The 12,838-nt window shown below is 49.7% G+C and carries 12 protein-coding genes; 11 read left to right on the plus strand and 1 reads right to left on the minus strand.

Annotation, left to right across the window (positions count from 1 at the left end):
- The first annotated feature begins 64 nt into the window (after positions 1-64).
- The 7 genes from CGC65_RS02695 (at position 65) to rbsK (ending at position 8,391) form a co-directional block, all read left to right on the plus strand.
- A complete protein-coding gene (locus CGC65_RS02695) occupies positions 65-454 on the plus strand; it encodes a VOC family protein (RefSeq protein ID WP_002566127.1) in 390 nt (129 codons plus the stop codon).
- 184 nt (positions 455-638) lie between these two features.
- Positions 639-1,361: a FadR/GntR family transcriptional regulator gene (locus CGC65_RS02700; RefSeq protein WP_002566126.1), complete on the plus strand. Its 723-nt coding sequence runs from the start codon at positions 639-641 to the stop codon at positions 1,359-1,361.
- A 520-nt stretch (positions 1,362-1,881) separates the two neighbouring features.
- Positions 1,882-3,603 carry a dihydroxy-acid dehydratase gene (gene ilvD / locus CGC65_RS02705; RefSeq protein WP_002566125.1) on the plus strand — a complete coding sequence of 574 codons (1,722 nt, stop codon included), beginning with the start codon at positions 1,882-1,884 and terminating at the stop codon, positions 3,601-3,603.
- A 134-nt stretch (positions 3,604-3,737) separates the two neighbouring features.
- Positions 3,738-5,099: a GntP family permease gene (locus tag CGC65_RS02710; RefSeq protein WP_002566124.1), complete on the plus strand. Its 1,362-nt coding sequence runs from the start codon at positions 3,738-3,740 to the stop codon at positions 5,097-5,099.
- Positions 5,100-5,480: 381 nt separating this feature from the next.
- Entirely contained in the window at positions 5,481-6,503 is a 1,023-nt protein-coding gene (locus tag CGC65_RS02715) for a LacI family DNA-binding transcriptional regulator (protein WP_002566123.1), read from the plus strand.
- Between the two features lie 155 nt (positions 6,504-6,658).
- Positions 6,659-7,294, plus strand: coding sequence for a deoxyribose-phosphate aldolase (gene deoC, locus CGC65_RS02720; protein WP_002566122.1), 636 nt, complete (start codon positions 6,659-6,661; stop codon positions 7,292-7,294).
- Positions 7,295-7,440: 146 nt separating this feature from the next.
- Complete coding sequence (gene rbsK, locus CGC65_RS02725; RefSeq protein WP_002566121.1) at positions 7,441-8,391, plus strand: ribokinase; 951 nt, start codon at positions 7,441-7,443, stop codon at positions 8,389-8,391.
- A 37-nt stretch (positions 8,392-8,428) separates the two neighbouring features.
- On the opposite strand, the gene CGC65_RS30840 is transcribed toward rbsK, so the two are convergent.
- Positions 8,429-8,617, minus strand: a complete 189-nt coding sequence (locus tag CGC65_RS30840) for a hypothetical protein (protein WP_128132581.1) — start codon at positions 8,615-8,617, stop codon at positions 8,429-8,431.
- A gap of 38 nt (positions 8,618-8,655) precedes the next feature.
- On the opposite strand from CGC65_RS30840, the gene rbsD reads away from it, so the two are divergent.
- From rbsD to CGC65_RS02745, 4 genes are all read left to right on the plus strand, one after another.
- Positions 8,656-9,054, plus strand: coding sequence for a D-ribose pyranase (rbsD, locus tag CGC65_RS02730; protein WP_002566120.1), 399 nt, complete (start codon positions 8,656-8,658; stop codon positions 9,052-9,054).
- Between the two features lie 56 nt (positions 9,055-9,110).
- Positions 9,111-10,613, plus strand: a complete 1,503-nt coding sequence (locus tag CGC65_RS02735) for a sugar ABC transporter ATP-binding protein (protein WP_002566119.1) — start codon at positions 9,111-9,113, stop codon at positions 10,611-10,613.
- Positions 10,582-11,568 carry an ABC transporter permease gene (locus tag CGC65_RS02740; protein WP_002566118.1) on the plus strand — a complete coding sequence of 329 codons (987 nt, stop codon included), beginning with the start codon at positions 10,582-10,584 and terminating at the stop codon, positions 11,566-11,568. Before CGC65_RS02735 ends, CGC65_RS02740 begins: the two co-directional genes overlap by 32 nt.
- Positions 11,569-11,732: 164 nt before the next feature.
- On the plus strand, positions 11,733-12,773 hold the full coding sequence (locus CGC65_RS02745; RefSeq protein WP_002566117.1) for a substrate-binding domain-containing protein: 1,041 nt from the start codon (positions 11,733-11,735) through the stop codon (positions 12,771-12,773).
- Positions 12,774-12,838: the final 65 nt, after the last annotated feature.

Genomic DNA, 12,838 nt, shown 5'->3' on the forward strand with positions numbered 1-12,838 from the left:
GAAAACCTTGATTGGAGGGAATTATTTATAGTAAAAAGAAAGCAGAAATGAGGAAATGTGAATCATGATAGACTCCATTGGAAAGATAACGCTTTACGTGAATAATCAGAATGAGGCCAGGGATTTTTGGACAGAAAAGATGGGATTCATCGTGCGCCTGGAACAGCAGATGGGTGCTGACCAGAAATGGCTTGAAGTGGGACCGGAATACGGAGGCGGGACATCCTTTGTTCTTTATGACAAAGAAAAAATGAAGACTCAGAATCCCGATGTGAATGTAGGCCATCCATCTGTTATTTTATGCACCGGCGACCTGGAGAACGCCCATAGAGAAATGAAGGAAAGAGGCGTCAGAACCGGAGACATCATGAAAATGCCTTATGGCAGCATGTTTCAGTTCTACGATATGGATGGAAATGTGTTTTTGCTGAGGGAGGAAGCCAGGGTGCATTAAACTTCCGCGTACGGTTCCGGGCCTTCCCTTTAAACGGATACCGGAGCCGGGCCATGGAAGTATTCCGGCTGCCGGATGGATAGTTGGCGCATTCATGCATGTATTTGTAAACCGGTTTAAAATGTGTTAGAATGTATAGGATTAGAGCACACAGCAATAACCGGGAAAGGATGTCTTTAGGAAAATGCAGAAGGCCAACAAAGGAGAACTGTCCAATCTGAAAAATAAACTGCTGGCAGAGCAGGTTCAGGAGCAGATATACCAGTATATACTGGAAACGCCCATAGCCGTAGGCGCTAAACTTCCCAATGAATTTGAACTGGGAGACAGGTTCAGCGTGGGAAGGAGTACCATCCGGGAAGCGGTGAAGCTTTTGATTTCCAGAGGAATTCTGGAAGTCAGGAGAGGATCTGGTACGTACGTGGTCAGCACTACGCCGGTGGACATGGACCCTCTGGGCCTGGGGGCGGTGGAGGACAAGATGGCCCTGGCCCTGGATTTGGTAAATGTACGCATCATACTGGAGCCGGGAATCGCAGAGATGGCGGCTCTCAACGCAACCCAGGAGGATGTTCTGAAGCTGAGGAATCTGTGTGACAGCGTTGAACGGAAAATAAAGATTGGAGACAGTTACATAGAAGACGACATCGCCTTCCATACCTGTGTGGCTGAATGTTCCAAGAATAAGGTGGTGGAACAGCTGATCCCTATTATTGATACAGCAGTTCTTATGTTTGTCAATGTGACCCACAAAAAGCTGACCGACGAGACCATCATGACCCACCGGGCCGTGACCGAGGCTATTGCGGAGCACGACCCTATCGGTGCCAAAACCGCCATGATGATGCATATGACTTTTAACAGGAATATGATCCGGCAGCTGATGAAGGATGGACGTGAGGCGTAGGAGCGTGCTGGTAGTGTGACAGCAGTGCGGGAATGTGACGGCGGTGCGGGTATATGACAGCAGTGTGGGAATGTAGCAGCAGTGCGGGAATGTGGCAGCAGTGCGGGATGCGACGGCAACGTGAGAGCATAAAAACCATGCAGAAGTATGGTGGTAATACGGACATGGGAGAAAGACAGACCTGATAAATATTTATACCTATAAGTTTTAGCAGACCCCGGAAGCAAATAAAAGGGAATACTTAAACTTATAGGTTTTTTGTTTTAATTCATTTTAAACCAAAATACATCTGACGACTTTTGCAAAGGAATCAGAACGAAACCAGCTAAACGTGCAGAAAAATGGGGGATTCTGGAAGCAAAATAATACCGGTTTAGATATAGTGCATAAATAAATCAAATTTTTTTGACAATATAGTAGAAAACAAGTCTGATGACTTGAAAGAATAAATCAAAAATGCTACTATAAAACCATAAAGAAGTCAGACGTCAGATGTAAAGCAAAAAGAGGAGGCATTATAATGGAACTGAACAGTCAAAGAGTAAGAGCGCTGGCACCGGAGAACGACCCTTTAAAAATAGGTATGGGGTGGAAGGTGGAAGACCTGGATAAACCGCAGATTATGGTTGAGAGTACATTTGGCGACAGCCATCCGGGCAGCGCCCATCTGGACCAGTTTGTGAATGAAGCTATGCGGGGAATCGCGGATGCAGGCGGAAAGGGAGCCAGGTATTTTACCACAGACATATGCGACGGCATTGCCCAGGGACATGACGGTATCAACTATTCACTTGCGCACAGGGATATGATTGCCAATATGATTGAGATTCACGGCAATTCCACAGGGTTTGACGGAGGCGTGTTCATCGCAAGCTGCGACAAATCCGTGCCTGCCTGTCTGATGGGACTGGCAAGACTTGATATGCCGTCTATCGTGGTGACCGGCGGCGTTATGGATGCTGGCCCCGACCTGCTGACCCTGGAACAGATTGGCGCCTATTCAGCCATGTGCCAGAGAGGTGAGATTACCGAAGAAAAGCTTACCTATTATAAGCACAATGCCTGTCCATCCTGCGGAGCCTGTTCCTTTATGGGTACTGCCTCCACCATGCAGATCATGGCCGAAGCTCTGGGGCTGATGCTTCCCGGCTCAGCGCTGATGCCTGCAACCTGCGAAGATTTGAAGGAAATGGCGTATAAGGCAGGCCTCCAGGTCATGGAACTGGCCAGGAAGGGGCTTAAGGTAAGCGATATCGTGACCATGAAATCATTTGAGAATGCCATTATGGTGCATGCTGCCATATCCGGTTCAACCAATTCCCTGCTTCATATTCCTGCCATTGCCCATGAGCTGGGACTGGAGATTGACGCTGACACATTTGACCGTATGCACAGGGGAGCTCATTACCTGCTGGATATCAGACCTGCCGGAAAATGGCCGGCACAGTTCTTCTACTATGCAGGCGGTGTTCCCGCTGTGATGGAGGAAATAAAGTCCATGCTGCACCTGGATGTGATGACTGTTACCGGAAAGACCCTGGGAGAAAATCTGGAAGAGCTTAAGGCTGGCGGATTCTACGACAAGTGCGACGGATATCTGAAAAAATGGGGGCTGAAGCGCACCGATGTTATCAGGACCTTTGAGGAACCCATCGGGACAGACGGAACCGTGGCCATATTGAGAGGAAATCTGGCGCCGGAGGGTTCTGTGGTGAAACATTCTGCTGTTCCTGAGGAGATGTTTAAGGCAGTCCTGAAGGCAAAACCTTTTGACTGTGAGGAGGACGCCATTGAGGCAGTTATTTCCAGGAAGATACAGCCGGGAGATGCCGTGTTTATCCGGTATGAAGGACCTAAGGGATCGGGAATGCCGGAAATGTTCTATACCACAGAAGCCATCTCCTCTGATCCGGAGCTGGGAAAAACCATAGCGCTTATTACGGACGGCAGGTTCTCCGGGGCATCCAAAGGGCCAGCCATCGGACATGTATCACCTGAGGCAGCGGACGGTGGACCCATTGCCCTGGTGGAAGAGGATGACCTTATCAGAATTGATATACCGGAGCGTGTTCTGGAAATCATAGGCGTGAAGGGAGAGGAACTTCCCAAGGAAGAGGTAGAACGTATTCTTGCAGAGCGCAGAAAAGCCTGGAAGCCCAGGGAAGCCAAGTATAAAAAGGGCGTACTTAAAATTTATTCCGAGCATGCCGTATCACCCATGAAGGGCGGATACATGGTCTGATTGCCGGAAACTGGCCGGGAAATATTTGTGGGAAGTATGGACCGGAGCTATTGTTGAAACATGAACGAGAAATATTAGATGGAAGTATCAGCGGAAATAGGGATATTGTGTGAAATTATAGGAGGGTAATAAGTATGACAACAACAACAGCTGCAGCTCTGGATCCGACCAGACTGATTATCGCGGCCTTGGCAGGGTTGGTGATTCTGCTGCTTTTAATCATCAAATTTAAGGTGCAGGCAATGATTTCCATTCTGGTAGGCGCAGTGGCCATCGGGCTGATTGCAGGCATGCCCTTTACGGATATCATAAGCTCTGTAAATGAAGGAATTGGAAGTACTCTTAAGGGAATCGCCCTGCTTGTGGGTCTGGGCTCCATGTTCGGTTCCATATTGGAGATATCAGGAGGCGCTCAGACACTGGCAGTCACCATGGTAAAGAAATTCGGCGACAAGAAGGCTGCCTGGGCTTTGGGAATCACGGGACTTGTCATAGCCATGCCGGTATTCTTCGATGCGGGACTCATTATTCTGATTCCTCTTGCCTTTTCTCTTGCAAAGAGAACCAAACGCTCCTCCCTGTTCTATGCCATTCCCCTGCTGGCCGGTCTGGCGGTAGGCCATGCATTTATTCCGCCCACACCGGGGCCCGTGCTGGTGGCTACCATGCTGGGCGTGGACCTGGGCTGGGTCATTATGGTAGGTATTGTGTGCGGTATTTTTGCCATGATAGTGGCCGGTCCCATATGGGGGACTATCTGCGGAAACAAGTACGATATACCGGTTCCGGAACACATTGCCAACCAGGAGGATTTTGACGAATCAAAGCTTCCAAAGTTCGGGACAATCGTGGGAATTATTTTGATTCCGCTGGTTCTCATTATTCTGAATTCTATTGCAAAGGTGGTTCCTGCCCTTGCCTCTGTACAGCCGGTGTTAGGATTCCTGGGTGAGCCGTTTGTGGCTCTCACCATAGCGACGGTTGTGGCTATGTTTCTTCTGGGATACCGTCACGGATACAGCAACGAGGAGTTGGAAAAGGTACTGACAAAGTCTCTGGAGCCTACGGGCCTGATTCTTCTGGTAACGGCCTGCGGCGGCGTGCTGCGGTTCATGCTGCAGAATTCCGGTCTGGGTGATGTGATTGGCAATGCAGTGTCATCTGCCTCTCTTCCGATTGTGGTAGTGGCTTTTGTGGTGGCTGCTCTGGTGCGTATTTCTGTTGGGTCTGCTACAGTTGCCATGACCATGGCAGCCGGCATCATCGCGGCCATGCCGGAAATTGCAACCCTGTCCCCTCTGTACCTGGCCTGTGTCACAGCGGCAGTGGCAGGAGGAGCAACGGTGTGCTCTCATTTTAATGATTCCGGCTTCTGGCTTGTGAAATCACTGGTGGGGTTGGATGAAAAGACCACTCTTAAGACATGGACTGTCATGGAGACGCTGGTGGGCGGCACGGGATTTGTAGTGGCTCTTATTATATCCTTCTTTGCATAGCAGCGGTTAGGTGATGTCATTATATACTCAAATTAAGATGTGAATTGATATTTTTATAGATTTAGCATTTCATGAGTTGGGATTAAAAGGGGAGACAGTCTTTGGGCTGTCTCCCTTTGACTGTATAAGCGGACTTAAAGCATTATAGACTGCTGTATAACAGCCAGATCATCCGATCCATTTGGCAGATTTTCTGTATGTATCCTATAGGGGGTTAGCCGGGATACCCATCTTAAATTATTTCCACTGACTTCCTATTGACTTTATTGTGAAAAAATGATAAAAACTATTTACATTTAACAATCTATGTGGTAGTATTATATATGTAACCGGTTACAGATTATGCTGGCATGGTTACAGGAAAAAGAGAGGGGAAGGGTCATGAACATTAAAGAAATTGCACGCCGGGCAGGCGTCTCTTCCGCTACGATTTCCAGGGTTCTCAATAATTCAGGATACGTGAAAGAGGAGACCAGGCAAAAGGTACTTAGGGCAGTGGAGGAGTATAATTATGTACCCAGCGCCATCGCCAGAAGCCTGAGCATTCAGGACAGCTTAAGCGTGGGAACCATCATCCCGGATATTGAGAATGAGTTTTTTTCCAAGGTTATAAGCGGAATCAGCGAAGTGGCTGAATCGTACCATTATAATATTGTTTTTCTGGGAACCAATGAGACGTTGGACAAGGAACATGATTTTTTGAAAATCGTGGAAAGCCAGAGACTGAAGGGCGTAATCATAACGCCGATTTCAGAGACAGATACGGTTACCAGGGATTACCTGCTCCGATTGGAGGAGTCCGGCATACCGGTGGTGCTGGTGGACCGTGATGTGAAAGGGGCCCAGTTTGACGGCGTATTCGTGGACAACCAGAAGGGATCCTATGACGGAGTGATGGAGTTAATAAAGGCAGGCCATGAGAGGATTGCCATTATAACCGGCCCTGAGACCTCCAAGCCGGGTAAGGACCGGTGCCAGGGCTATCTGCAGGCCATGGAGGACAGCGGACTGGCTGTTCCTGAGGAATACGTTGCCTGCGGCGATTTTAAGATTGCCAAGGCATACGAATGTACCGGACGGCTTTTGGGACTTGCGCAAGCGCCCACAGCCATCTTTACATCCAACAACCTTTCCACTCTGGGATGTCTTAAGTATCTGACGGAACACAAGGTTAAGATAGGAAGGGACATTTCACTGATGGGATTCGATGACATTGACGCCCTGCGGATGATCGATTACAGGATATCCGTGGTGGACAGGGATGCCAGGGAACAGGGGCGGGAAGCCATGAGACTTCTTCAGGAGTGCTTTGAAGATTCAGGAAAGAGCCGTCAGAGAGGAAAGCGGATTACCATTCCCTACAAGGTAATCCTGCGGGGTTCAGAACACAGGAAAACAACCTGACAATCCAGTCAGATTGTTTTCTGCACAAATCTGTAACCGGTTACACAAAAATGCAAAGCCTATCATATTTTTTTACAGAAATGTGTAACCGGTTACAGAAAATACATAATACAATTTCAACCTGTAAAAGCTTCAAACGGAAAAGGAGAATGAAAATGGGAATTGAACACATGATTGACCACACGATGCTGAAGGCGGATGCCAGTAAGAATACTATCATAAGATATTGCAGTGAGGCAAGGGAACACAAATTTGCTTCTGTCTGTGTCAATACCTGCTTTGTGCCGCTGGTAGCGGAGCAGTTAAAGGGAAGCGGTGTAAAGACGTGCTGCGTGGTGGGATTCCCTCTGGGAGCCATGCTTACCAGCGCAAAGGCCTTTGAGGCTTCTGAGGCTGTAAAGGCAGGGGCAGATGAGGTGGATATGGTTATCAACATAAGCGCCCTTAAGGACGGGGACGACTCCTTTGTGGAGGAGGATATCCGGGCCGTGGTAAAAGCATCTGCGGGCGCAGTGGTAAAGGTCATCATAGAGACCTGCCTCCTGACGGATGAGGAAAAGGTAAGGGCCTGCCAGCTGGCAGTGAAGGCGGGGGCTGATTTCGTGAAAACTTCCACCGGATTCAGCACAGGCGGAGCTACGGCAGCTGACGTTGCCCTGATGCGCAGAACCGTTGGAGACAGTGCCAGAGTAAAAGCCAGCGGCGGCATCCGCACACCGGAAGACGCTGCGGCTATGATTGAGGCAGGGGCGGACAGAATCGGAGCCGGCAACGGGATTGTACTGATTTAGATTGACTGCCGGTGGAAATATGTTGATGGAAAAATGTCGATAGGAAACTGCCGGCGCAGAATTGCCGATGGGGAGCCGGCCATAGGATTGTCATGAAGCGTGTACGGAGCGCGCCGGCAAGATGGATTAAGGAGAGAGAACATATTATGGAGCATATGGGAAAAAAAGTAACAGTATTTGGAAGCTTTGTGGTGGATTTGATGGGCAGGACACCGCATCTGCCGGCAGCAGGGGAGACAGTGAAGGGGACCGTGTTTAAGATGGGACCCGGCGGCAAGGGATTCAACCAGGGTGTGGCGGCCCACAAGGCAGGAGCGGATGTGACCATGGTGACAAAGCTTGGCCGGGACGCGTTTGCCGATATTGCCCTCAATACTATGAATGAGCTTCACATGGATACGGGAAGGGTTTTGTATTCCGAGACAACGGAGACAGGATGCGCTCTGATCATGGTGGATGAGAACAGCAGCCAGAATGAAATCGTGGTTATACTCGGGGCCTGCAATACTATTACGGACCAGGAAGTGGATTCCCTGGAGGATTTGGTGGGCCGGTCCGAATACCTGCTGACACAGCTGGAGACCAATGTGTCCTCTGTGGAGCGCATCGTGGACATCGCATACAGGAAGGGCGTCAAGGTCATTTTAAATACCGCCCCTGTGCAGCCTGTCAGTGATGAGCTTTTAGGCAAAATTGACCTGATTACCCCCAATGAGGTGGAGGCAGAGATTCTTACAGGCATTAAGGTGGACAGCGAGGAAGCGGCGGACAAGGCAGCGGACTGGTTCTTCTCCAAAGGGGTAAAGAATGTATTGATTACACTGGGGCATCGAGGCGTATATATAAACACGGGAGAGAAGAAGGGAATCATTCCGGCTTATAAGGTGGAGGCAGTGGACACCACCGGAGCAGGGGATGCATTTAACGGCGGCCTTCTGGCGGCGCTGGCAGAGGGAAAGAATTTGTGGGAGGCAGCTGATTTTGCCAATGCCCTGGCAGCCCTGTCTGTACAGAAAATCGGTACTACGCCCTCCATGCCGGTCAGGGAGGAGATTGACGCATTCATGGCTGCAAATCGTCAGACCGCGGATTGCTGACGCACAGACACTTAACATAGGTATTGTCAAAGCACAATCAAAGCTCCGCAACCAGAGGAACTACAGACAAAAGAACCAAAGTCAAAAGAATCACAGTCAAATGGACCACGGTCAAAAAAAACACAGTCAGATGGACCACGGTCAAAGGAGCTGCAGACAAAAGGGCCGCAATCAGAAGCGCCATTGTCAAAAGCATCATCAGGAAAATCATAATCGGTAGAATCATAATATGTAGAATCATAATCAGTAGAAGGGGAGACAGACATGTTAAAAACAGGAATATTACATCCGCAGCTGGCCAGGGTGCTGGCGGAGCTGAGGCATAAGGATACCATTATTATCGGGGACGCCGGACTTCCCATTCCAAAGGGAGTGGAGCGTGTGGACCTGGGCTGGAGGCCCGGTGATCCGGCCTATCTGGATGTTCTGGAGGAGATACTCAAATATATCGTGGTGGAGGGAGCTGTGTTTGCTGACGAGGCGTTGACCGTGACGCCGGATTTCCACAAGAAGGCGCTGGACCTTCTGCCCCAGGGGCTTCCGGTGGAATATATTCCCCACACAGAGCTTAAGGAGCGCAGCAAAGATGCAAAGGCCATTGTGCTTACCGGTGAATTTACCGGGTACACCAACGTGATTTTATCGGCGGGATGCGCTTACTGATACTGCTCTCATAAGGGGGCATGTTCAGGAACTCTTAGCAGCAAGGGAGGGGTAACATGGAAGAAAAATTAGTATTGCAGATGGATTCGATTGTGAAGACATTTCCGGGAGTTAAAGCTCTGGATGGAGTCCATCTGGATGTGAGGAGGGGCGAGGTACATGCCCTGTGCGGTGAGAACGGCGCGGGCAAGTCCACCCTGATGAAAATTATAGCGGGGGCTCAGGGATATACTTCCGGACACATGTATGTCAATGGGGAGGAAGTGGTGTTCCATTCCACCAAGGATGCGGAGCGCAAGGGTATTGCCATGATATACCAGGAGTTCAACATGGTGCGGGACCTGTCTGTGGCGGAGAATATGTATCTGGGAAGGCTTCCTAAGACACCCTACGGAGCAGTGGACTGGAAAAAGCTGTACAAGGATGCCCAGGAGGAGCTGGACCGTTTGGGCCTTAAGTTTGACTGCCGCACAAAGGTGCGGAACCTGTCTGTGGCGGAATCGCAGATGACGGAGATTGCAAAGTGTCTGACCATAGGCGCAAAGGTTATCATCATGGACGAGCCAACGGCTGCCCTGACAGACGAGGAGATTCGTATTCTGTTTAAAATCATTGCAGAGCTTAAGGCGGAGGGCATTTCCATTCTGTATATTTCCCACCGAATGGATGAGATTTTCCAGATATCGGATCGTCTGACTGTGTTCAGAGACGGAAAATACATAGCGACCAAGGACATAGGCGACACCAATTACGACGAGGTGGTTTCCATGATGGTTGGACGCAGCGTGACCAACCTGTATCCTGAGAGGGATTACACGCAGGACGAGACCGTACTTGAACTTAAGGATATCTGCGGCAAAGGCGTCCACAACGTGAATATCAGGCTTCACAAGGGTGAAATCCTGGGGGTGGCCGGACTGCTGGGATCAGGCACCATTGAGCTGTCTAAAATCGTGTACGGAGCCCTCCCCATGGATTCCGGAGAGATTTACATAAACGGGGAAAAGAAAGATTGTTCCAGCCCCAAGAAGGCTTTAAAGGCGGGAATCGGATTTGTGTCCGACGACAGGAAACAGGAAGGGCTGGTGCTCATACGCAATATCAGGGAAAATGTTTCCCTGTCATCGCTGGATAAGATAACCCATTTTATTCATCTGGATAAGAAGCTGGAGACCAAACAGATTAACGTACAGGTTAAGCGGCTTAACATTAAAATCAGCAGCCTGCAGCAGCTGGCCGGTAAGCTCAGCGGCGGCAACCAGCAGAAGGTGGTATTTGCCAAGGTTCTGGAAGCAAACCCGTCCATACTGATTCTGGACGAGCCAACCCGCGGCGTGGATGTGGGTGCCAAGGCGGAGATTTATCAAATCATGGATGAGCTCACCAGGGCCGGAAAAAGCATCATACTGATTTCCACGGACCTGCCGGAGGTTATTGGCATGAGTGACCGGGTGGTCATCATGAGGGAAGGCCATACGGTCCTGGAAATACCAAAATCAGAGATGAATCAGGAAATTATCTTAGCCCATGCATCTGGAGGTGTCAGTGAAAATGAATAGTGTAAATAAGAAAAAATTAATCGGCCAGCTCAATATCTACCGCTCCGTGCTGATTTTACTGGTAATCTGCGTATTTGCAACCATATTGTCCCCCAGCTTCTTAAGCGTGGCCAACCTGTTTAACGTGTTTAAGCAGATTACAGTGGCCGGTATCGTGGGATGCGGAATGACCTTTGTCATTCTCACCGGGGGAATCGACCTTTCCGTAGGCTCCATTCTGGGACTGGCAGGCGTTCTGGCCTCCGGTATCCTGGAATCCACAGGAAATGCGGGAGCGGCCATTTTGGTGGCTTTGGCCGTAGGCATAGGATGCGGCGCCGTAAATGGTTTCTTTGTGGCAGTGTGTGAGATCCCTCCCTTTATCTCCACCCTGGGCATGATGACCCTTCTTCGCGGATGCATTCTTGTATATACAAAAGGTTCCCCTATTCCCATTAAGGTGGATGCCTACAAGTTTTTTGGCAAGGGAACAGTGGCCGGAGTGCCGGTTCCTGTCATCATTCTTATCATCCTCTTCCTCATTGCCCACTATGTGCTGACACAGACCAGCTACGGCCGCAGCATCTATGCCTTTGGAGGCAATCGGGAGGCAGCGCGTCTGTCCGGCATTTCCGTCCGTTTTACAGAGTGGATGGCTTATACCCTTAACGGTCTTATGTGCGGCGTTGCAGGCGTGATTCTGACAGCAAGGCTTGGTTCGGCACAGTCCACCAGCGGCACCGGCATTGAGATGGACGCCATTGCTGCTGTTATCCTGGGCGGCACGTCCTTAAGCGGTGGCGTGGGCTTTGTGCTCCCCACTGTGGTGGGCGCCATGATTATGGGTATTATTGATAATATCCTGACGCTTATGAACGTAAATCCTCATGCCACCAACATTGTAAAGGGCGCTGTTATACTGATTGCAGTCCTGGTGGACAAGAAGGTGAAGGATTTGTCGGCTAAGGCAGAATAACAGTTAGAGAACAGAGTTAATACAAATTAGTATAAATACAGAGCAGTAAAACCCGGAAACGGGCCAAAAGGATAAGGTACCTGCGGTTCTGCCGGTTCATCCGGTTTATCCATGAAACGGCGGAACCGTTACAAAATATTTTTTTAAGAAAAGGAGATTGTATTATGAGGAAACAAATTGGGGCAACTGTACTGGCACTGGCAATGGCGTGTTCACTGATGGCCGGATGCAGCTCAGGTTCAGGAGAAACTACCGCAGCAGCCACCACCGAGGCGGCAAAGGAAGAGTCCAAGGAAGAAGCAAAGGATACTTCAGCTGAGGCGGAAAATGCCGGTTCAGAAGAGGGAAGCGGAAAGAAATATGTTATCGGCCTTGCCATGAACACGCAGACCAATCCATTCTTTGTGGATGTTAAGGACGGTGTCCAGAAGGCCGCTGATGAGCACGGTATTGAGCTGTATATTACCGACGCACAGGACGATCCCACCATCCAGATGAAGGACGTGGAGAACCTGATTACAAAGAAGCCAGATGCCATCATTATTGATACTTGTGATTCCGACGCTATCGTATCCTCCATCGAGGCGTGCAACGAGGCAGGAATTCCTGTATTTACCATGGACCGCGAGGCCAACGGCGGCGAGGTTATTTCACACATCGGCTACGACGCTATCAAGTCAGGCCGCATGGCAGGACAGTACCTGGTTGATACATTAGGCGGAAAAGGAAAGATTGTTGAGATTCAGGGCATCATGGGAACCAACGTTGCCCAGAACCGTTCCCAGGGCTTCAACGAAGTGATGAAGGACAACCCGGACATGGAAATCGTGGCTTGCCAGGTGGCTGATTTTGACAGGGCCAAGGGCATGAGCGTTATGGAGAACATTCTTCAGGCCAATCCTGAAATCGACGGACTTTACGCTGCAAATGACGAGATGCTTTTAGGCGCATTGGAGGCAATGGAAGCAGCAGGCAGAACCGATGAAATCGTAAAAATCGGCTGTGACGCCATCGACGACACATTGGATGCAATGAAGGCCGGCAAGGTTGACGCAACCATCGCAGAACCGCCATTCTTCTTAGGCAAGGCCATCCTTAACACTGCCTATGATTATCTGGAAGGCAAGCAGGTTGAGCCTTATGTAATCCTGGACAACCAGCTGGTAACACAGGATACAGTGGACAGCCTGGTAACAAAGGAATAATTTACCGGCATGATTTGTACATAGGAAACAGAATATTTTCCGGTCATCGGCTCATACTATGAGGG

The sequence above is a fragment of the Enterocloster bolteae genome, from assembly GCF_002234575.2.
GTDB lineage: Bacteria > Bacillota > Clostridia > Lachnospirales > Lachnospiraceae > Enterocloster > Enterocloster bolteae.

Coding starts and splice junctions, on each gene's coding strand:
- rbsD (WP_002566120.1), top strand. CDS start 8,656: ATGTTAAAAACAGGAATATTACATCCGCAGCTGGCCAGGGTGCTGGCG.
- ilvD (WP_002566125.1), top strand. CDS start 1,882: ATGGAACTGAACAGTCAAAGAGTAAGAGCGCTGGCACCGGAGAACGAC.
- CGC65_RS02745 (WP_002566117.1), top strand. CDS start 11,733: ATGAGGAAACAAATTGGGGCAACTGTACTGGCACTGGCAATGGCGTGT.
- CGC65_RS02700 (WP_002566126.1), top strand. CDS start 639: ATGCAGAAGGCCAACAAAGGAGAACTGTCCAATCTGAAAAATAAACTG.
- deoC (WP_002566122.1), top strand. CDS start 6,659: ATGGGAATTGAACACATGATTGACCACACGATGCTGAAGGCGGATGCC.
- CGC65_RS30840 (WP_128132581.1), bottom strand. CDS start 8,617: ATGATTCTACCGATTATGATTTTCCTGATGATGCTTTTGACAATGGCG.
- CGC65_RS02695 (WP_002566127.1), top strand. CDS start 65: ATGATAGACTCCATTGGAAAGATAACGCTTTACGTGAATAATCAGAAT.
- CGC65_RS02710 (WP_002566124.1), top strand. CDS start 3,738: ATGACAACAACAACAGCTGCAGCTCTGGATCCGACCAGACTGATTATC.
- CGC65_RS02715 (WP_002566123.1), top strand. CDS start 5,481: ATGAACATTAAAGAAATTGCACGCCGGGCAGGCGTCTCTTCCGCTACG.
- rbsK (WP_002566121.1), top strand. CDS start 7,441: ATGGAGCATATGGGAAAAAAAGTAACAGTATTTGGAAGCTTTGTGGTG.
- CGC65_RS02740 (WP_002566118.1), top strand. CDS start 10,582: ATGCATCTGGAGGTGTCAGTGAAAATGAATAGTGTAAATAAGAAAAAA.
- CGC65_RS02735 (WP_002566119.1), top strand. CDS start 9,111: ATGGAAGAAAAATTAGTATTGCAGATGGATTCGATTGTGAAGACATTT.